This window comes from Paraburkholderia sp. MM5384-R2 (assembly GCF_014201025.1).
Classification (GTDB): domain Bacteria; phylum Pseudomonadota; class Gammaproteobacteria; order Burkholderiales; family Burkholderiaceae; genus Paraburkholderia; species Paraburkholderia tuberum.
Window position 1 is genome coordinate 496,081 of the sequence record NZ_JACHDI010000001.1, and the last position, 19,590, is coordinate 515,670.

Sequence of the window (19,590 nt, forward strand, 5' to 3'; positions counted from 1 at the left end):
GGAGTCGAACGAAGGGCGGCATCGATCACGATGCCGCCCTTCGCGCTTTTTGCGGCCCACGCGAGCTGCGGGAGCCGCGGGAGCCGAACCGCGCGCCGCGTATACCCCAAGCCGCATCGCGCGGCCCGCGCCTGAGTGCGCGCCAAAGTTTATGATGTGCGCTTTGTGCGTCAATAAGAACACTGCCCATGTCCATCACATCCCTGCTGCTCCAATCGGTGCCGGTGCTCGCACAAGGCGCGCTGCTGACGATCAAGTTCGCGATCCTGTCGATGATCTTCGGCCTGATCGGCGGCGCCATGCTCGCGCTGATGGGTATCAGCCACAGCCGTCCGCTGAACTGGATCGCGCGCGTCTATGTGAGCGTGATGCGCGGCACGCCGCTGCTCGTGCAGATCTTCGTGATTTATTACGGTCTGCCGAGCTTCGGCATTTCGCTCGATCCGACGCCGGCCGGCGTGATCGCGCTGTCGGCGAACGTCGCCGCGTATCTGTCCGAGAGCATGCGCGGCGCGATTCTGGGCATCCACCAGGGCCAGTGGCTCGCCTCGTACAGCCTCGGGCTGTCGCGGCGTCAGACGCTGCGCTACGTGATCGCGCCGCAGGCGCTGCGCATCGCGGTGCCGAGTCTGTCGAACAGCCTGATCAGCCTGATCAAGGACACCTCGCTCGTGTCCGTCATCACGGTGACCGAGTTGCTGCGCAGCGCGCAGGAAATCATCGCGTCGACCTACCAGCCGCTGCCTCTTTATCTTGCGGCCGCGGCCGTGTACTGGGTGCTGTGTCAGGTGCTCGAGTGGGCGCAGCGCTGGTACGAGCGGCGGCTGTCGCTGCCGACGCGGCACTGAGCGCCGCCCGCTCCTTTTCGTTGCCCCCAGCGGCTCATTCCCCAGCGAACTTGAGCCCCAACGCCGCGCGCGCCGCGTCGGCCATTGCGATCATCTGTCGCGACGTGTCGTGCGGCATCAGCGGACTCTCCAGCACACCCGCGCGAATCAGCTCGCAAAAGTGCGCGGTCTCGTAGTTCAAGCCGCCGCCTTCGAACGGTTCGTCGAGTTCGACGACGCGGCCATCCGCATAACGGATCGTCGCGCGCGACGGGTTCCACCACGGCTCGTGCAGCGTCACGTGACCGCCTTGGGCCATCAGCAGCGCATCGCCCTTGCCATGCAGATCGAGCCCGCAGAATAGCTGCGCGATACCACCGCGCTCGTGCCGGCTGTTCAGACTCGCGAACGTATCGACGCCGGTCGCGCCAAGCCGGCCGAAGGTCTGCACGTCGCGTGGCGCGCCGAGCCAGTCGACCGCGAGAAACATCTCGTAGATGCCGATATCGAGCAGCGCGCCGCCCGCATGCTCGAACGACAGCGACGGATGATCGGCCGGCACGCCCGGCACCGAGCAGCCCGCGCGCACGAGCCCGACCTCGCCGATCGGCTCGGCCGCGAGGTGCTCGCGCAACCTTCTGTAGAGCGGATAGAACGGCGGCTTCATCGCTTCCATGAAGAGCCGTTGCGAAGCGCGCGCGGTGTCGAGCACGCGCTCGAGCTGCGGAAGATTGATACACGCGGGTTTCTCGCACAGCACGTGCAGCCCGGCTTGCAACGCGGCGATCGCATAGTCGGCGTGACTGTCCTGCAGCGTCGCGATATAGAGCGCGTCGATGCCGCTCGCGAGCAGAGTGTCGAAACTGTCGCAGACGGCGCCGCCGAATTCATCGGCGAACGCCTGGGCCGGTTCCACGCGACGCGACCACAGCGCCGCGAGCCGCGTCCGCGGCACGAACGCGAGCCCTTGCGCGAAGCGGCGCGCAATCCGGCCGGTGCCGACGATCCCCCAGCGGATCTCGCGCGCTGAAGTGGTGTCCTGCTTTGCCCAATCGGTCGGTTGGGTGCTGGCTGCGTGCGGTGCCGCTGTCGTATCTGTCATCGTGTGTGCAAAGGTCCATGCGGTTCGGAACAGCCGCTATTGTCACCGATGCCGCTTGCGAACGCGGCGAACCCGGCCAATCGAACCATGCGGCATCACTGCCGCGCACCGACCTTCGACACCCCACCTCGCCGCTCCCGCCGGACATTGACAGATACGCTCAGCCCGCGCTCGCAATCACGCTCAAACCCGCGCCGGCGGCTCCGCGGAAAACCGCCCGCCGAGCTCCTCGGCCGCGTAATCGATCATCGCGAGCGCAGCGATCTCGGCCTCCTTCGGATCGCGCCGCTCGATCGCTTCGATGACGCGCTGATGCGATGCGATCGCACTCTCCCACAGCCCTTCCCGGTCGTGCACGATCGGATTGAGGGTCGACAGCGCGCCGCGAATGATCGCCGCCATCTGCTTAAAGAACTGGTTGCCGCTCGCGATCACGATGCGCGTATGGAACAGCTCGTCGGCTTCCTGATAGCCGGCCTCGCCCGGACGGATCATGCGAAACGCCTCGAACGCCTCGCGAATCGCCGCGACGTCCGCGGCACTGCCGCGCGCGGCCGCCTGCGCCGACGCGCGCGGTTCGATCAGCATGCGAAACTCGATCACGTCACGCAGAAACATCGGATCGGGCTTTGCGCGGAAACGCCAATTGACGACGTCCTCGTCGATCATGCGCCAGTCGCTCATCGGCCGGATGCGCGTGCCGATCTTCGGCCGCACGTCGAGCATGTCGCGCGCGAGCAGCATCGATAGCGCCTCGCGCATCACGGTGCGGCTCACATCGAATTCCTTCGACAGCACATCCTGCGGCGGCAGAATCGCGCCGTATTTTTCCTCGACGATGCCGCTGACGAGCCCGTCCATGACTTTGCTCACCAACGAGCGATCCTTGTTTGCGTGTTCCATGACATATCCCCGAAGCGGTGTTGACCCCGCGTGGCCTGTTGATGAAGGGCCCGTACGTATCTGTTATGCAAGTCGGATCGTTTTTCGATACGTTGCGAGCTTCGAAACGGATGCGCCAGTGGGACACTTCCTGACAGGGTTATCCCTCTGAAGATTTGTTTCGTTCGTGTAACGCCATCTGTTTCGCCAGGCACAAAGCTCGCTCGTCAAAGCCTGCCTGCGTTGTGGGGTTTGAATTGTGCGCATTCGCACGTTGGCGCGATGAAATTGTCTGATTTGCACGGACGTGGTCGGACGCCTGCGTGTTCCGGCGAACAAAGATGTCGTGCGAAGCGCAAGCGGCGCAGCTGGGTCCGCGGCGCGCGGACGCCGCATCACGCCGAGTCTTCGTTCGACGGCGCTCGCCGCGACCGACGCATAGCGGCCGCCGAAGAACAGCAGCGGCGCGTGCTCGTCGAGCGAGAACACCAGCACCTCTTTGACGAACAGCGTATGGTCGCCGCACGGATGGCGGTCCACCACGCGCGCGGCGAAGCGCGCGGCCGCATGCTCGAGCAGCACGACGCCGGCGAGGCCGGCGACCGCCGCGAAGCGCGGTGCGCAAGGCGGCGCGAAGCGGCTCTGCGCCTCGCCCGCGAAATGCCGGCTGTGCGGCTCCTGCGCCTCCGACAGCACGCTGACGCCGAACAGCTCGGCGTCCATCAGCCGTGCAAGCGCACGATGTCGTCTTTGCCGGGATCGCCGTCCGAATGCACCTCGATGATTTCCAGCGGCGTCTTGCCAGCATTTTCGAGCCGATGCCTGACGCCCAGCGGAATCAACGTCGACTGATTCTCCGACAGCAGGAAGCGCTCGTCGCCGTCCTTGCTCGACGCGTCCCACACCGAGTCCCAGGCGCCGGTGTCCGACCAGCCCGCGTCGAGCGGCACCGTCACGCCGACGAGACGCGCGTCGGTGCCGATGCGCTCCATCACCGCATAGTCGACTGAGTCGGACGGACACGCGGCGAACGCGTCGCGCGCGAGATGCAGCGCGCCGGCCTCGTCGATGCTCGCGCCTGCGAATGCGTCTTTGCAGGCCGCCGCGATCAGCGGACGGCACAGGCCGATCGCGTCGAGCCACACCGACGCGCGCACCACGAACATGCCGCTGTTCCACCAGTACTCGCCCGACGCGAAGTAGCGCTCGGCCAGCTCGGCATCGGGCTTCTCGACGAAGCGCTCGATCGTCCGCGCGCCCCGGTTTCCCAAGGCCGCGGCGGTGCGGATATAGCTGTAGCCGGTCGCCGCGCGCTGCGGCGGCACGCCGAGCGTGACGATCGCGCCCCGCGAAGCATGCGCGAGCGCTTCGTTGAGCGCCGCGCCGAACTCCGCTTGATCGGCGCTCGAATGATCGGCGGGCAGCGCGACCAGCATCGGATCGTCGCCGGCCGCGGCCGACGCGCGCGCGGCGAGCGCCGCGACGGTCAGCGCCGGAGCGGTGTTGCGCGCCATCGGTTCGAGCAGTATGCGCACCGGCTTGCGGTACTGCTCGACGCGCTCGAGCGTCGGCAGCCGCAGTTCCTCGCAGCAGACCACCAGCGGTGCGGCGGGCGGCGTGGTGCGGGCCGCGTCGGGCGCGGCCGGGTCGAACGCGTCGTCGAGCCGGCGCAGCGTCGCTTCGAGCAGCGACTGGTCGCCCATCAGCCCGATCCGCTGCTTCGGATCGCGTTCGCGCGACAGCGGCCACAGCCTCGCACCGGAGCCGCTCGCGAGAATCACCGGTTGCACGGTCAGTTCGCGCAGCGCGGCGGCGGTCCCAGCCTGCGGCGCGGGCGGATTCGCGGGCGGATTACCTGGTTCTACCATTCGATTCATTTGCGATCCTGTCGAATCCAGATCCTGTTCACGGGCCGACATGACGCCAGCAAGTGCCTCGTGGTCGCAAGCGTGTTCAGTCGTATGCGCGCGACACACAGTGCGGCCTGGGCGCCCCTGTCTGTCCGCGTGCTCCCTATGCTTCTCCGAACGGACGCAACGCCCCCGCGGCGCGATGTTCATCGTGCCTGTGCAGCTCGCCGTCGAGCGCCGCGCTGTCGGGCTGACGCAGCTTCGTGAAGCCGCCGCGATAGACGTTCTCGACGTACGACATGATGTTTTCCTGCGCCACCGACGACAGGATCGCGTGATCGGTGTGCTTGCAGAAGGCCACGTGAATGCGCGTGAAGCGCGCGAGCCGCGTGCCGCGCACGCCGAAGTAGCGCTCGAGCTCCTCGACGCCTTCGTCCAGCACACCGAACACCAGGTGCGTGTCGACGCCCCGTGCTTCGAGGTTCGCGAACAGATGCCGCTCGTCACGCGCGCCGAATTCGAGGCCACACAGTTGCTCGATCCGGTCGGCCAGCGTTTCGCCGGTCCGCGCGAGCTGGCGTACCACCAGCTCGCGCACGAGGCCCCAGCCGCCCGTCTCGCCCTTGAGCACGCGCAGCCATTTGCCCGGCTGCTTCATCGAGCGCATGTAGTTGCGCGTCGAGCCGAACGCGGACACCGGAATCATCGGCTTGCCGTGTTCGTCGCAGACGTTATGCCATCTGAACTTCTGCACGTTGACGATCACCGCGCCCACCACCGCCGCTTCGCGCATCGCCGCATGCAGCCCGGTGTAGGCGCCCGAGCAGATGCCGAGCAGCAGCGCGCCCGCATGACCGCGCGCGGCAAGCCAGCGCGACGCGTACGCGGCGTCGCCGGCACTCGACTGAGAGTACAGCGCGTCGAGGCTCAACGTGTCGCACGACGGCATGCTGTCGCCGACACCACGGACGTCGATGCGCAGCGACGCGATCCCCTGCCGTGCGAGACGCCGCGCGAAATGTACGCCGAAACGCCCATTGCCGATTCGCGACACCGCGCCGGTATTGAGCAGCAGCACCGCCGGGGCGCGCGCCGCCGCGGCGCCGTCGGGCCGGCAGTAGATGCCGAACACCTTGCCCTCGTTCAGCCACACCGGCGTCTCGTGCAGCCTCGGCGCGACATAGTGGCCGCCCGCCGGCTCTTCGCCTCGCTCGGGCACGCGCGCCACCGTTTGGGGCGTTTGTGCGCTCCCCGCCAGCAGCCAGTTCTCGATGGTCTCGAACGCGGCGTGCGGTATTTCGCTTTCGAGCGGTTCCATCATGAAGCGGCTGTATTCGTCGAACGGGTGACGCTCGAGCTCGACGCCATGTTCGCTGTAATGCGCGGCAAGCGCACCGGCGCGAGCCGGGTTCAGTGAATCGAGCAGCAGCACGCGCGCGGCCGGCCGGCTCGTCGCGCGATACAGATCCGCCGCGAGCAGGCTTTGCAGCGTGTCGCGATACATGCGAAAGCCATACGCTTCGACGAACTCGTCGGTATCGGGCTCGACCACGCAATCCATCGCGGCCGGATCGTTCAACCACTGCCGGTAATGCGCGCGCAATTCGCGCTGGTAAGTCTTGCCCGACAGCACCGGCGACATCAGCACGAGACCGTGCACATCGCCAAGTTCCTGCGCGGCAAGCGCGGCCAGCATGCCGCCGAGACGCAGACCGCACACGCTGACACGCTCGACGCCGGTCGCCTCGCGCAGTTGCGCGACCGCCTGCTTGACGCTGTCGATCCATGCGCGCCACAGGCCGGCGTCGGTCGGGTCGCCGGCTGAATCGCCGGTCGCCGGGTAGTCGAAGCGCAGCACCGGCATGCCGCGCGCGGCGAGGCGCTCGGCGAGCCGGCGCATGCCGCGATACGTGCACAGCGTGTCGTAGCCGAACGGGGAACACATCACAACGCCATCCGGGCCGTTGGCTGGATGCAACCAGCCGAATTTGCCGTCGAAGACGATGGGTCTCACGGTCCGCTCCTTACTCTTCCTTTTCAAATGATTACAACAAAGGTGCTCTCGCGCATATGTGCGTCGCGCCACATTAGTTTGGGTTCCGAATCGCGCTGCGCTGGCGTGTGTGTCGATGAGCGTGCTGTGCAGTGCAGCATGCCCCGCGCGTGGACCGACGCGCGGCGGATCGCGTCGGTCATGCGCTGTGGTCGATGCCCGCGACTGCGTGCAGCGTGCCGCGAGCATTACGTGATGGAGACGGCGCGGGCGCGCTTAGGAATGCTCCGCAATGCGGTGCGCGCGGCCGGCTCGTGGCTAACCACCGCGCTACCCTATGAGCTTTGCCATTTAACCCCCTCCCGATCGCGGCTATCTGTACGGCCACCCACACAGTCACGCGGCGCCCGGGGGCAAGATGCAAGACCTGCGACGCGTTGATGCCGCCGCGTATGTCCGCGCGGCCCTTCTCACCGGCCCGGCAATGGAACATGGAACGAAGCATCGTCAGGAACATCTTCATCAACCTTGCCGGCGCCGTCGCGCCGACCTTCGTTTCCCTCGTGACCGTGCCCACCTACATTCATCTGCTGGGCGCCGAGCGTTACGGGGTGATCAATCTGGTGTGGGCGCTGATCGGCTACTTCAGCGTCCTCGATCTGGGCACCAGTCTGGCGACCGAAAACCAGATCGCCAAGGCTCGCGCGGCCAGCGACGATTCGATCGAACCGATCTTCTGGAGTGCGTGGTTCATGAATCTCGGTACCGGCATCATCGGCGGCGCGCTGATCTATGCCGGAGCCATCGTCTACATCACCTACGGCGTGAAAATCGAGCCGACGTTCCAGCATGAAGTGATGGCGAGCCTGCCGTGGATCGCGGTCGCTGTGCCGATCGCGAACGTGACCTGGGTGTTCGCGGGCGCGATTACCGGCGTCGAGTGCTTCACGAGCTACAACATCAACCAGACGCTCGGCACCGCGCTGTTCCAGTTGCTGCCGATCGCGGCGGTCCTCTGCTTTTCGCCGTCACTGGCGATCGCGATTCCAGCCGCCGTGATCGCGCGTTTCGTCGGCGGCCTGATGCTGGGCGTGGCCGCCATTCGCGCGCTCGGCATTCGCCGTATGCGGATGCCGCAATGGCGCTTGATGATCGGGCTGTTCCGCAACGGCCGCTGGCTGCTGATGTTTTCCGGCGCGAACATGATCGCGTCGACGCTCGACCGCGTGTTCATCGGCGGACTGCTCGGCGCGCGCTTCGTCACTTACTACGCGACGCCGCAAAACCTGATCAATCGATTGAACCTGCTGCCGCTCGCGATGGTGCGCACCCTGTTTCCGCGACTGTCGGCGGCGTCGCGCGAGGATGCGGATGCGCTCGCGCACAACGCGCTCGCGTTTCTCAATGGAGCATTTACGCCATGCGTGATCATCGCGCTGTTCGCCCTGAAGCCGTTTTTGCTGCTGTGGCTCGGACCGCAGCTCGCCGCCGCGGCGCCGGTCGCGAGCGTGCTGATCCTCGGCGTGTGGCTGAGCGGCCAGTCGAGCATCCTCGGCAGCCTGTTGCAGGCGCAGACCCATCCCGTGGCAGTGGCGAGCGTCAGCTGGCTTCAGTTGCCGTTCTTTACCGGCGCGTTATGGTGCGGCATCCACTGGTTCGGCATCATGGGCGCGGCGGTCGTCGTCGTGCTGAAGGTGCTGCTCGATTACTCGGTGTTGCTCGCGTTCTCACGGCTGCATGCACGGACGATCGTGCGCAACATGCTCGCGCATCTCGCGTTTCTGCTCGTCGCGCTCGCGCTCGCGGATTCGATCAGCGCGTTGCTGTTGGCGATCGTCGTCGCGCTCGCGTTGAGCGCGGCGAACTTCGGTATGTCGCTGCGCGGGTCGAGCGAGTTGCGCGACGCGCTGTACAGGCTCTGGCTGCGTTGCGCGCCGTCGTCCGGACGGGCACGAGGCTGAGTCCCGGCGCGCGCAATCAATGACGCCGGTCCACCGCTCGTTCACGGTCGGGACCTGAATGCCAAGGCTGAAAACACGTACCCAGCCGACCCGGCATCACAACAGTTCGAACGTATTGACGAACGGTGCGCCGTCGCGCTCGCGGCGCCTCGGACCGAAGCGCGCCTGAGCGCCGCGCACCTGACGCGTGAGACCGATGAACGGCATACCGTGTTCGAGGTACGGTCCCTCCGTCTTGCGAAAGCCGAACTGCTCGTAGAACCCGCGCAAGTCAAGCGGTGCGCTCACGCGCGTGGCGCGGCCCGGCCAGCGTTGGGCGACCGCTTCGAGCACACGCTCGATCAGCATCTCGGCGGTGCCGTCGCCGCGCCGCAGCGGACTCGTCAGCACCTTGTCGATCGTCACTTCCGGATCTTCGGAATCGCCGGGCTGCACCCGCGCATAGGCGAGCACCGGCATCGGCCGCGCCATGTCTTCGACCGCGAACACATGCAAGGCCTGCTCGTCGCGACCGTCCGCGTCGAGGCACACATGCGACTGCTCGACGACGAATACCGCACTGCGCGCACGCAGCACGACATACAACTCACGTGCAGATAGCTGATCGAACTCCAGCGTTTTCCAGTTCATCACGCCCCCGGCTGTCAAAATTTTCGGCGGGTCCGGCTATGCCTGCCGTGCGCGACGGCAGGCCGATCCATGACGGTCCCTCATCATCGACTACACGGTAACGTGCGCTAAAGATGTGCTTCCGTGCGCCATCGCACTGACGCTCGGGGTTGACGATCTTTAAATACGAGCCAACGAAGCGCAGTCTTGCCAAGTTCGCCCGGTATCGCGGATGGCTTCACGCAGGCCCGCCTGCAACACCGCACTGCACCATCGCGAACGCACGCCGCGGTCTTCGCACCGCACGAAACTACACACGAAAATCAGGTGCCGACGTCATTCGACCTCGGCACCCATCGGCAGACCTTCGACCATAAGGGGAGCACTGCATGAAAACTGCATTGAGACGCATCCTGTCCGAATCCGCACGCCTGGATGTCCCGCTGGAAAGCCTCGCCGACGACGCCGACCTCTATGCTGCCGGACTCTCATCGCTCGCGACCGTGCATCTGATGCTTGCCATGGAAGACGAATTCAACGTCGAAATTCCTGACCGTATGCTGACGCGCCGCCTGTTCTCGAGCATCGACTCGATGGCCGCCGCGATGACGGAGTTGCAGCAGGCCAAGGCGGCGGCATGAGTGCGCCGCTGCTGGGTCAGGCCGCCGCAGCGGCCTGCGGGGCGGCCTCGAACTCGACTACCGACGCCCGGACCGGCGACGGCCAGGGCGCTGCCACCGGGGCGCTGAGCGCGCTCGATACCGGTCCCGAATGGCGTGCTGCAGCGCATCGTTGTGCGGCGATCGCCGCGCAGTACGCGGACGCCGTGGACCGCGAGGCGCGCTTTCCGGTCGAGGCGTTCGACGCGCTCAAGGCCGAGCGTTTGCTGTCGGCGATGGTGCCGACCGCTTTCGGCGGCGCGGGCCTGTCGCTTGCCGATATCGGTGCGATCTGCGAAACGCTGGCGCAGGGCTGCGCATCGACGGCGATGATCTATGCGATGCATCAGATCCAGGTCGCGTGCATCGACTCTCATCGCGGCGCCTCCGCCTGGCAAGCGAGCCTGCTTGCACAACTGGCCGAGCAGCAATGGCTGCTCGCGTCGGCGACGTCCGAAGAGACGATCGGCGGCAACATGCGCACGAGCGCGTGCTCGGTGGAGCTCGATGGCGCGCGTTTTCGGATCGAAAAGCTCGCACCGACGATCTCGTACGGCGCGCACGCCGACGGCATCCTCGTGACCGCGCGGCGCACCGCCGACGCGGCCGCGTCCGACCAGGTGCTGATCGTCGCGCTGCGCGCCGATACGCAGCTCGAGCGGCGCGGCGGCTGGGACGCGATGGGCATGCGCGGCACCTGCAGCGAGGGCTTCCGGCTCGTCGCGACGGGACTGGCCGAACAGATCCTCGCGACGCCGTTCGCCGACATCGCCGATCAGACCATGCTGCCCGTGTCGCACACGCTGTGGGCGTCGGTATGGACCGGCATCGCCGTCGACGCGGTCAATCGCGCGAAAGCGTTCTTCCGCGCGCAGGCGCGCGCGAAGCCCGGCACGATGCCGCCGGCGGGCCTGCGGCTCGCCGAAGCGGTCGGGCTGCTGCAGATGATGCAGGCGCGTCTATCGGTCGCGCTGGAGGCCGCGCGCGCCGCGCATCAGGCACGCGAGGGCGCGACCCAGGCGGACGCCCCGCTCGCGGCGATGCTTGGTTTCGCGTCGGACATGAACACGCTCAAGACCAGCATTTCGACCACCGCGCTGCAGGTCGTCCAGGAAGTGCTGATGATCTGCGGCATGGCGGGCTACAAGAACGGCACGCCCTATAGCGTCGGCCGCCATCTGCGCGACCTGCACTCGGCGCCCTTGATGATCAATAACGACCGTATCGCGCAGAACACCGCGAGTCTGCTGCTCGCGCAACGTCCTGCCGCGCCGGGGAGACCCTGAAATGAAGCTGATGACCGATACCGCCGCTGTCGCCGCGGCCGCCGCCGCCGCGGAGGTGGGGCCTTCGCTCACGCTGCGCGACGAGATGCTGGCCGCCGGCCTGCTGATCGATACTGGTGAAAACGGACTGTATGGCCGCAGCCAGGTTTTCGAGGACGTGATCGAGCGACTGAACCTCGCGATTACGCAGCTGGGTAAAGATCAGCAAGCCGAAGTATTGCGTTTTCCGCCCGCGATGCGCCGCACCGACTTCGAGGATAGCGAATACCTGAAGAGCTTTCCGAATCTCGCGGGCACCATCCATTCGTTTTGCGGCGACGACCTGGGCCACCACCGTCTGCTGCGCGCGCTCGACGATGCGATGGCCGACAGCGACGACGACCGCGGCGACGCGTGGCTCGCGCAACAGAAACCGACGCGCGTCGTGCTGACGCCGGCCGCCTGCTATCCGATCTATCCGGTGATGGCGCGGCGCGGCGCGCTGCCCGCCGACGGCCGCACCGTCGACGTGCTGTCGTACTGCTTCCGTCATGAGCCGTCGCTCGATCCGGGCCGCATGCAGATGTTCCGTCAGCGGGAATACGTGCGTCTCGGCAGCCCCGAGCAGGTGATGGCGTTCCGCCAAATGTGGATCGAGCGCGGCTCGCTGCTGGTGAAGCTGCTAGGCTTGCCGGTCGAAGTCGATCTCGCGAACGATCCGTTCTTCGGCCGCGGCGGCAAGATCGTCGCCGATAGTCAGCGCGCGCAGGCGCTCAAGTTCGAGTTGCTGATCGCGCTCGCCGATCCGCGCGGCAAGACGGCCTGCCTGTCGTTCAACTATCACATGGACCACTTCGGCGCGATCTGGAAAATCGCCTGCGAAGACGGCGCGACCGCGCATACGGGCTGTGTCGGCTTCGGCATGGAACGCATCACGCTCGCGCTGTTCCGTCATCACGGGCTCGACGTCGACGCGTGGCCCGACGAGGTGCGCGCGCTGCTGTGGGGCGATACCGAGACCCGCGTCGCGGATGCGCTGCAGGCGGCGCAATCGACGCAAACCGCGACCGTCGCCGGGGAGCGCGCATGAATCCATCGCCGACTTCGGCGCTTGCCGGCGCGCTCGCCAACTCGTCGCTGCCGCGACGCGCAGGCGATCCGCCGACGCATCAGCAGACCCACGCGGTGCCCGGTCCCGGCACGCAGTTGCGCGAGCACGTAGCGCACGCGCTGCATCAGGGCGAACGCGTGTGGCAGGAGACCAACTGCTATGTCGATCTGTGGATCGAGCTGCTGCACGGCTTCGGGCTCGATCCGCGCGCGGCGCTCGCGTTCACGGTCACGCAGGATTTCGAAGGCGATCAGTTCACGTTCTTCAAGTTTCCGCTCGATGATCTCGAACGTCTGTATGGCACCCAGGTGCAGGAGCTCGCGATCTACGACTCGCTCGAAGAACGCGTGCTCGCGCAGACGCTGCGCGGCCACACCGTGCTCGTCGAGGTCGACGGCTACTACCTCCCCGATACGCGCGCGACCTCGTATCGCCGGGAGCATCCGAAGACCACGATCGGCATCGACTTCGTCGACACCGTCGCGCGCCGCCTCGGCTATTTCCACAACACCGGCTACCACCGGCTCGAGGGCGACGACTACGACGGCGTGTTTCGCAAGCTGGCGCATTTCACCGCGCAGCCCGATCTGCTGTTTCCCTACGTCGAGTTCGCCAAGCAGGCGCGGCCCGCGCTCGAAGGCACCGCGCTCGCGGAGGCGTCGGCGGAACTGCTGTGCGCACATCTGGAACGGCGTCCGTTGACCAATCCGATTTCGCAATGGCGTGCCGCGTTTCCCGCGCATCTCGATACGCTGTTCGAGCGCGACGAGGCGTACTTCCATCTGTACTCGTTCAATCTGATGCGGCAGCTCGGCGCGAACTTCGAGTTCCTGTCGAAGTATCTGCAGTGGCTGTTCGCGCAAGGCTTCGAGATCCCGCCGACGATACCGGCCGCCGCGCAACGCATCGCGTCGGAGTCGATGGTGATGCAGTTCCGGCTCATTCGCGCGATCGCGCGCGGCCGTCGCGATACCTGCGAAGACTGCTTCGACGTGCTTGAAAGCGCTTATGAAAAAACGCTGCCACCGCTGGCCGCTCTGGTGCGCTAATACGGTGATGCGTGGTTGCGCGCACTTCGTGCCGCGCGGTTTTTCCGGGAATTGACCGTGGATGTGTCGACACTCGATCCGCCCGCTGACGAGGGCGATGCTGGCCGTGCGCGCGCGCCCGGCGCGATCGCGCAAGCGCATGATGCAGGCACTGCCCGCGCCGCGCCCTCGCTATGGCCGCAACGGCTCGACACCGGCTGGGCCTGTCTGAGCACCCCGCCGCACGCCTATGAGTCGCCGGCCGATCTGCCCGCGCAAGGCTGGCTCGCCGCGCAGGTGCCCGGCACCGTCGCGAGCGCGCGGCTCGCCGCCGGTCTGCTCGATATCGATCACCCGCCACCGCTCGCATTCGACGATCACTGGTATCGCGTCACGCTGATCGGTACGGGGCGGCGCCGCTTGCGTTTTCTCGGACTCGCGACGCTCGCGCAAGTGTGGCTCGACGATGTGAAGCAGCTCGATTCCGCATCGATGTTCATCGCCCATGATCTCGATATCGACCTGGATGGCCGCGCGACGCTCGTGCTGTGCTTTCGCTCACTGACGCCAGCGTTGGCAGCCAAACGCTCGCGTGCGCGCTGGCGGCCGCGGCTCGTGTCGCCGCCGACGCTTCGCAGCGTGCGCACCACGCTGCTCGGCCATATGCCCGGCTGGTGTCCGTCGATTCAGACGGTCGGCCCGTGGCGTCCGATCGAAATGCTCGGCGACGCGCCGCACGCATTCGACACGATTGATCTGACCAGCCGGCTCGAACAAGAGGATGGGGTTGTTTCGTTGACTTTACGTTTCGTACGCCCCCACGACGTCGTGGCCTGCCGTGCGACACTTTCTTGCGGCGACCATGTTTCGTCTTTGCAATGGCACGATGCATATACACTCACCGGCGACGTGCGCGTGCCCCACGCGAAACGCTGGTGGCCGCATACGCATGGAGAGCCCACTTTATATCCTCTGACGTTGCAGCTCGTCGACGGCAACGTGATCTCTCAGTCTCTGGGCTCGATCGGCTTTCGTCGTATCGAAGTGGACCGCGGTGCCGATGCTGCGGGTTTCGCCTTGCGCGTGAACGAAGTGCCCATATTCTGTCGCGGCGCGTGCTGGACCAGTGCCGATCTCGTCACGCTAGCAGGCACCGAAACGCAATTGCGCCATACGATCGAGCTCGCGCGCGCCGCTGGCATGAACATGCTGCGCGTCGGCGGCACGATGCTCTATGAGTCCGATCTGTTTTATGCGCTCGCCGACGAGTACGGCCTGCTGATCTGGCAGGACTTCGCGCTGGCGAATTTCGACTATCCGAACGATGCCGCGTTCAGCGCGCTGATCGAGCGCGAAGCGAGCCAGTTCCTGAGCCGCACGCGTCGCTTTGCCTCGCTCGCGGTGCTGTGCGGCGGCAGCGAGGTCGACCAGCAGGCGGCGATGTTCGGACTGCCCGCGGCGCAGCGCGCGCAAGCGTTGTTTACCGAGCTGCTGCCCGCGCTCGTCGCGCGCGAACGTGAGGACGTGCCCTATGTCAGCAATTCGCCATCGGGCGGCGCGTGGCCGTTTTCGACTAACGAGGGCGTCACGCACTACTACGGCGTCGGCGCGTATCAGCGCCCGCTCGCCGACGTGCGCCGCGCGCAGGTGCGCTTCGCGGCCGAATGCCTGGCATTCGCCAACGTCCCCGACGAGGCGACGCTGTACGACGCGCTCGGCACGATCCACACGCACGATCCGCGCTGGAAAGCCGCCGTGCCGCGCGATCCTGGCGCAGGCTGGGATTTCGACGACGTGCGCGATCATTATTTGCAGGCGCTTTACGGCGTCGAGCCGGCGCGCTTGCGCTATGAAGATGCGGCGCGTTATCTGGATCTGTCGCGCGCGGTGGTTGCCGAGCTGATCGGCGACGTGTTCGCCGAGTGGCGGCGCGCGGGCTCGTCGTGCGGCGGCGGCCTCGTGTGGCAGTTGCAGGATCTGCGCGCGGGCGCGGGCTGGGGCGTGATCGACGCGACGGGACGGCCGAAAAGCGCGCTGCACGGCTTCGCGCAGACACTGCAGCCGTTGCAGATCACGCTCACCGACGAAGGCCTGAACGGCCTCGATATACATCTGATCAACGAGCGCGCACAAACGTTTTGCGGCGAACTCGAGCTGGTCTGTCTGCGCGACGGCAGCGTGAAGGTCACGTCCGCGCGACGCGCGCTGACGCTTGCCCCGCGCAGCCTGCAACGCATCAGTGCGGCCGCGCATCTGGGCCAGTTCTTCGATTTCACGCATGCGTACCGCTTCGGCCCACGCGCGCACGATGTCACGATTGCAACGCTCTACGATGCCGCGAGTGGCGAGATCGTGTCCGAAGCGTTTCATCTGCCCCAGCGTAGCGTGCACGCGCGTGATGACCTCGGTATGACCGTCGAGGTCGAACGTCGTGGCGACGGCAGCGGCTGGCAGCTTGCGATCGAAACGAAGCGCTTTGCGCGCTTCGTTCATATCATTGACCCCCGTTATCGCGCGGCGCGCGACTGGTTCCATCTCGCGCCGAACCGGCGCTGTATCGTGCCGCTGCATGCGCTCGAACCGCTGCTGCCGACCGCCTTCGCGGCGTCGCCGCAAGAACTCGTTGCTCCTGCATCAAACGCGGCCTTTAAAGTGGATGAAACATGCGGGGCACCCCAGGGGGAAGTCCGCGCGATCAATGCGCTATCCGCCATCTTCTACGGCTAGTGGTCATTCCGAACTAGTCGCACGTACGCGAAGCGCCCCAAAGCTCGCTTCGCAGGTCTCGAACTGTCTGCCCGGCTCGCTCACTGTTGGCTCGAACGCGACTGTTGCCTGCTTTGAGAGGCCTTACGTGCGACAGCGCACGCACTCCACTTAACACTTCTGAATCATTTCCGGCACTTCACGAGGAGCGCTTCAAAACGTGCATGCGGCGCCAGGTTCAAATCTGAGACAACTTCGACAGCACCCCCGTTTTTGGCCGTGAAGCCTTTGATATCAAGGGATTCGCCCAAACACAAAGCTTTCATACGATGCATTCCCCAACTCGCGGGGGTGTGCATAACTGAAACAAAAAGCCGCTTTTACTCTCCCCACGCGCTGCAGGTTTCTTCGCTGCGCCGCATCAGCAGGCGTTTTCCCTAACGTTGGCACGGTCCTCGCTACTACCTCCACGCAACAGAGTGTCACCGCACACGAGCGCAACAACAGAGGCGGTGGCAGACAGGCCTAAAACGGGGCCGATGCTGTTCATCCAGGCTGTTCGCCGGGCAGCCCACTCCCGAGGATGCGGGCATCGGATCAAATAAACGGAGAGAGTCGCGCGAGGCGCGACTTTCATGCGAGGACCGATCATGTTAACACTTCAATCCGATTTGCACGGTAACCATCTGCTGGGCGCAATGCCGTCGCACGAATGGCAGGCACTAGCTCCCCACCTCGAACTGGTTCATCTGCGCACCGAGCAACTGCTATGCGACTCGGGTCAACGGATCCATCATGTGTACTTCCCCACCACCGCGATCATCTCGATGCTCTCGACGATGGAAGACGGCAGCTCCGTCGAGATCGCCGCGGTTGGCCGCGAAGGCATGACCGGCGTGCCGGTCCTCACGGGCGGCGAAACCATGCCCAACCGCGTACAGGTGCAATGCGCGGGCTTCGCCTACCGGATGAGCGCACAGGCGCTCAAGCAGCAGTTCGCGCGCTCCGACTTTCTGCGCCGCCTGATGCTGCTGTATATGCACGCTCTTCTGACCCAGGTCGCGCAGACCGCCGCGTGCAATCGCCATCACGCGCTCAACAAGCAACTGTGCCGCTGGCTGCTGATCGAGGTGGACCGCGTGGCGTCGAACGATCTGACCGTCACGCAGCAGCTGATTGCCGACATGCTCGGCGTGCGCCGCGAAGGCATCACCGAAGCGGCAGGCAAGCTGCACGACGAAGGCCTGATTCATCATAGCCGCGGTCATATCAAGGTGCTCGACCGCAAGGGCCTCGAAGCCCGCGCGTGCGAATGCTACGGCCTCGTGAAACGCGAATTCGATCGTCTGCTGCCGCGACTGCGCCAGGCCGAGACCGTCGAATAAGCGGCACGCGGCTCGATGACCGGGGTCGATTTTCCTATGTTCAGGATTACTGCTCGATGTCTCGATGCACTGTTCGTGATTGCAGGCGGTCTGCTCGCCCACTGGATGCGCTTTTCCGCACCGATCGCGTTGGCCGATACCGAGCGTCTTCTGATCGCGTTCAAGTGTGTGCTGGTTCTGTTGCTGTTTCCGGGCTTCGGGGTCTATGAGACGTGGCGCGGCAAGGCGCTCGCGCCGGTGCTCGCGCGAATCGCCGCCGCGTGGCTCATGGTGGTCGCGACCGCGCTCCTGCTCGCGTTCACGCTGCATCGGACGGATGCGGTGTCGCGCCTGTGGCTCGGCTACTCGACGCTGATCTCCGGCGCGTTGATCATCGCGACACGCTGCATCATGCACGTGGTGCTGCGCTTCGTACGTCGCCGCGGCATGAACGCGCGCACCGTCGCGCTCGTCGGCGCACCGGGCTTTGCGCGCACGCTGCTCGCGCATCTCGAGCATGCGCCGCAAGCGGGCTTCAAACCGGTGTGCGTGTTCGACACCAGCGTGCAAGGCCACGACGCGTATGGCGCGCGTCTGACCCGCCTGCCCGTGCTGACGGATCTGGAAGCGTTCGCGACGAAGGTACGCCATGACCGCGTGAACGAAGTGTGGCTCGCGTTGCCGCTTTCCGAGGAACACACGATCTACCGCTTCACGCGCACCTTCAGACACGACTTCGTCAATCTGCGCTTCATTCCCGACGTGCGCAGTCTGTCGCTGTTCAATCATGCGATCGTCGATGTCGTCGGTTTGCCGACGCTGAATCTGAGCGCGACGCCATTCTCGTCGCCGCAGATGTGGCCCAAGCTGATGTTCGACCGCCTGTTCGCCGTGCTCGCGCTCATCGTGCTCGCGCCGGTGTTCGCCGTGCTCGCGATCGGCATCAAGCTCACGTCGCCGGGACCGGTGTTTTTCCGGCAGATCCGCAAGGGCGTCGACGGCCAGCCGTTCGGCATCTACAAGTTCCGCTCGATGACCGTGCACGAGGAAGAGCGCGGCCAGATCACGCAGGCGACCCGCAACGACTTGCGCGTGACGAAGCTCGGCAGCTTCATGCGCCGCACGAGTCTCGACGAGCTGCCGCAGTTTCTGAACGTGCTGCTCGGTCAGATGTCGGTGGTGGGTCCGCGTCCGCATGCGGTCGAACACGATGATCTGTACAAGGACCAGGTATACGGCTACATGCACCGTTACCGCATCAAGCCCGGCATCACCGGCTGGGCCCAGGTCAACGGCTATCGCGGCGCGACCACCAAGGTCGAGAAGATGGAAGCGCGCGTGAAGTTCGATCTCTTCTATATCCAGAACTGGTCGTTCTGGTTCGACATGAAGATCGTCTTCATCACGATTTTCAAGGGCTTTGTTGGCCGCAACGCGTTCTGATCATGCCATCGAGGCAATCGCATCCGGGAGTGTCGGTCATCGTGCCGGCACTGCGGCGCATGCGAAGTGCGGGTACTGAAGGCGGTGCGCTGAAGGATCGCCGGAATGCGCCTGCGTTCCATTCGAGAAAAACACCCAACCGGGCAACAACGCGTACACGCCGCTGCGAATAGAAGCGCCAACGCCGGCGGCCCGATCGACAGCCGCCGTGGTTGACGCAAGATGAGCAGCCGCGACGGACCACGTCATGGACGGGTCCGCCGCGCGACCCCGCCTCTACAGGAACGCGCTGACATCGGTCTGAAACCGTACCGCGAGCGCCTTGGCGACTTTCTTGCTGATCGCGCGGCGCCCCGCGAGAATATCGCTGACCACGGTCGGCGACGCGATGCCGGCCAGATCCTTCTGCTTGAGACCATGCGTGATCAGCAGATGGCGCAGGACCTCGCGCGGCTCCGCTTTTGGAATCGTCAGGTTGCGCGCTTGCCAATGACCGACCAGTTCCGTCACGATCGCGTGCAGATCGGTGAGCGGATCGTTGTCGTTGCCGCTTAGATGATCGGACAGCGAATTGGCGACTCGCACCATCTGGTGATAATCCTCTTCGGTGCGAATCGGCGTGATCGGCAACTGGCTCTTCAGCGCAGCCCACGTTGCGGAGATGTCGGGAAAGGGTCCCGGAAGGCGATCGGCATTCATGAGTTTTAATTCGTCCTCGTCCAAAAGCCGTCGGCGCGTTAATCGGTGACGCGCGAATGACGACTGCCTGTTGTAGTGAATCGCCGTGACA

Annotated in this window: 16 protein-coding genes; 9 read left to right on the forward strand and 7 right to left on the reverse strand. The window is 65.5% G+C overall.

The window, feature by feature from the left end:
- The first annotated feature begins 188 nt into the window (after positions 1-188).
- A complete protein-coding gene (locus HDG37_RS02430; protein WP_090804344.1) occupies positions 189-848 on the forward strand; it encodes an amino acid ABC transporter permease in 660 nt (219 codons plus the stop codon).
- Between the two features lie 34 nt (positions 849-882).
- Here the strand turns inward: HDG37_RS02430 and HDG37_RS02435 are convergent, their stop codons facing one another.
- From HDG37_RS02435 to HDG37_RS02455, 5 genes are all read right to left on the reverse strand, one after another.
- Positions 883-1,929, reverse strand: coding sequence for a Gfo/Idh/MocA family protein (locus tag HDG37_RS02435; protein ID WP_221311859.1), 1,047 nt, complete (start codon positions 1,927-1,929; stop codon positions 883-885).
- A 183-nt stretch (positions 1,930-2,112) separates the two neighbouring features.
- Complete coding sequence (locus HDG37_RS02440) at positions 2,113-2,832, reverse strand: FadR/GntR family transcriptional regulator (protein WP_184044003.1); 720 nt, start codon at positions 2,830-2,832, stop codon at positions 2,113-2,115.
- A 63-nt stretch (positions 2,833-2,895) separates the two neighbouring features.
- Positions 2,896-3,534 carry a flavin reductase gene (locus HDG37_RS40225; protein ID WP_409259880.1) on the reverse strand — a complete coding sequence of 213 codons (639 nt, stop codon included), beginning with the start codon at positions 3,532-3,534 and terminating at the stop codon, positions 2,896-2,898.
- Complete coding sequence (locus HDG37_RS02450; protein ID WP_184044005.1) at positions 3,534-4,688, reverse strand: sugar phosphate nucleotidyltransferase; 1,155 nt, start codon at positions 4,686-4,688, stop codon at positions 3,534-3,536. The genes HDG37_RS40225 and HDG37_RS02450 overlap by 1 nt, the downstream gene beginning before the upstream one ends.
- 136 nt (positions 4,689-4,824) lie before the next feature.
- On the reverse strand, positions 4,825-6,675 hold the full coding sequence (locus tag HDG37_RS02455; RefSeq protein WP_184044007.1) for an alpha/beta fold hydrolase: 1,851 nt from the start codon (positions 6,673-6,675) through the stop codon (positions 4,825-4,827).
- A 470-nt stretch (positions 6,676-7,145) separates the two neighbouring features.
- Here HDG37_RS02455 and HDG37_RS02460 point away from each other — a divergent pair, with 470 nt between their 5' ends.
- On the forward strand, positions 7,146-8,615 hold the full coding sequence (locus HDG37_RS02460) for an oligosaccharide flippase family protein (RefSeq protein WP_184044009.1): 1,470 nt from the start codon (positions 7,146-7,148) through the stop codon (positions 8,613-8,615).
- A gap of 96 nt (positions 8,616-8,711) precedes the next feature.
- Here HDG37_RS02460 and HDG37_RS02465 read toward each other — a convergent pair whose 3' ends face one another.
- The gene (locus tag HDG37_RS02465; protein ID WP_184044011.1) at positions 8,712-9,245 is read right to left on the reverse strand and encodes a GNAT family N-acetyltransferase; all 534 of its coding nucleotides are present in this window, start codon (positions 9,243-9,245) and stop codon (positions 8,712-8,714) included.
- A gap of 368 nt (positions 9,246-9,613) precedes the next feature.
- On the opposite strand from HDG37_RS02465, the gene HDG37_RS02470 reads away from it, so the two are divergent.
- From HDG37_RS02470 to HDG37_RS02500, 7 genes are all read left to right on the forward strand, one after another.
- Entirely contained in the window at positions 9,614-9,865 is a 252-nt protein-coding gene (locus HDG37_RS02470) for an acyl carrier protein (protein ID WP_090804328.1), read from the forward strand.
- Positions 9,862-11,169 carry an acyl-CoA dehydrogenase family protein gene (locus HDG37_RS02475; protein ID WP_184044013.1) on the forward strand — a complete coding sequence of 436 codons (1,308 nt, stop codon included), beginning with the start codon at positions 9,862-9,864 and terminating at the stop codon, positions 11,167-11,169. The genes HDG37_RS02470 and HDG37_RS02475 overlap by 4 nt, the downstream gene beginning before the upstream one ends.
- Position 11,170: 1 nt before the next feature.
- Positions 11,171-12,238 (forward strand): amino acid--[acyl-carrier-protein] ligase, encoded by a 1,068-nt coding sequence (locus HDG37_RS02480; RefSeq protein WP_184044015.1) that lies wholly within the window; start codon positions 11,171-11,173, stop codon positions 12,236-12,238.
- The gene (locus HDG37_RS02485; protein ID WP_184044016.1) at positions 12,235-13,308 is read left to right on the forward strand and encodes a DUF1839 family protein; all 1,074 of its coding nucleotides are present in this window, start codon (positions 12,235-12,237) and stop codon (positions 13,306-13,308) included. Before HDG37_RS02480 ends, HDG37_RS02485 begins: the two co-directional genes overlap by 4 nt.
- Positions 13,309-13,365: 57 nt before the next feature.
- Entirely contained in the window at positions 13,366-16,014 is a 2,649-nt protein-coding gene (locus tag HDG37_RS02490) for a glycosyl hydrolase 2 galactose-binding domain-containing protein (protein ID WP_409259881.1), read from the forward strand.
- Between the two features lie 629 nt (positions 16,015-16,643).
- Positions 16,644-17,378, forward strand: coding sequence for a Crp/Fnr family transcriptional regulator (locus tag HDG37_RS02495; protein ID WP_184044020.1), 735 nt, complete (start codon positions 16,644-16,646; stop codon positions 17,376-17,378).
- Positions 17,379-17,414: 36 nt separating this feature from the next.
- On the forward strand, positions 17,415-18,800 hold the full coding sequence (locus HDG37_RS02500) for an undecaprenyl-phosphate glucose phosphotransferase (protein ID WP_184044021.1): 1,386 nt from the start codon (positions 17,415-17,417) through the stop codon (positions 18,798-18,800).
- 276 nt (positions 18,801-19,076) lie between these two features.
- Here HDG37_RS02500 and HDG37_RS02505 read toward each other — a convergent pair whose 3' ends face one another.
- Positions 19,077-19,499, reverse strand: a complete 423-nt coding sequence (locus HDG37_RS02505) for a type II toxin-antitoxin system HigA family antitoxin (protein WP_184044022.1) — start codon at positions 19,497-19,499, stop codon at positions 19,077-19,079.
- Between the last annotated feature and the right edge of the window lie 91 nt (positions 19,500-19,590).

Bases quoted from the DNA above. Each gene is read 5' to 3' on its own strand.
- HDG37_RS02465 (WP_184044011.1), bottom strand. From the start codon at position 9,245: ATGAACTGGAAAACGCTGGAGTTCGATCAGCTATCTGCACGTGAGTTG.
- HDG37_RS02475 (WP_184044013.1), top strand. From the start codon at position 9,862: ATGAGTGCGCCGCTGCTGGGTCAGGCCGCCGCAGCGGCCTGCGGGGCG.
- HDG37_RS02495 (WP_184044020.1), top strand. From the start codon at position 16,644: ATGTTAACACTTCAATCCGATTTGCACGGTAACCATCTGCTGGGCGCA.
- HDG37_RS02480 (WP_184044015.1), top strand. From the start codon at position 11,171: ATGAAGCTGATGACCGATACCGCCGCTGTCGCCGCGGCCGCCGCCGCC.
- HDG37_RS02485 (WP_184044016.1), top strand. From the start codon at position 12,235: ATGAATCCATCGCCGACTTCGGCGCTTGCCGGCGCGCTCGCCAACTCG.
- HDG37_RS02435 (WP_221311859.1), bottom strand. From the start codon at position 1,929: ATGACAGATACGACAGCGGCACCGCACGCAGCCAGCACCCAACCGACC.
- HDG37_RS40225 (WP_409259880.1), bottom strand. From the start codon at position 3,534: ATGGACGCCGAGCTGTTCGGCGTCAGCGTGCTGTCGGAGGCGCAGGAG.
- HDG37_RS02470 (WP_090804328.1), top strand. From the start codon at position 9,614: ATGAAAACTGCATTGAGACGCATCCTGTCCGAATCCGCACGCCTGGAT.
- HDG37_RS02500 (WP_184044021.1), top strand. From the start codon at position 17,415: ATGTTCAGGATTACTGCTCGATGTCTCGATGCACTGTTCGTGATTGCA.
- HDG37_RS02440 (WP_184044003.1), bottom strand. From the start codon at position 2,832: ATGGAACACGCAAACAAGGATCGCTCGTTGGTGAGCAAAGTCATGGAC.
- HDG37_RS02430 (WP_090804344.1), top strand. From the start codon at position 189: ATGTCCATCACATCCCTGCTGCTCCAATCGGTGCCGGTGCTCGCACAA.
- HDG37_RS02505 (WP_184044022.1), bottom strand. From the start codon at position 19,499: ATGAATGCCGATCGCCTTCCGGGACCCTTTCCCGACATCTCCGCAACG.
- HDG37_RS02450 (WP_184044005.1), bottom strand. From the start codon at position 4,688: ATGAATCGAATGGTAGAACCAGGTAATCCGCCCGCGAATCCGCCCGCG.
- HDG37_RS02460 (WP_184044009.1), top strand. From the start codon at position 7,146: ATGGAACGAAGCATCGTCAGGAACATCTTCATCAACCTTGCCGGCGCC.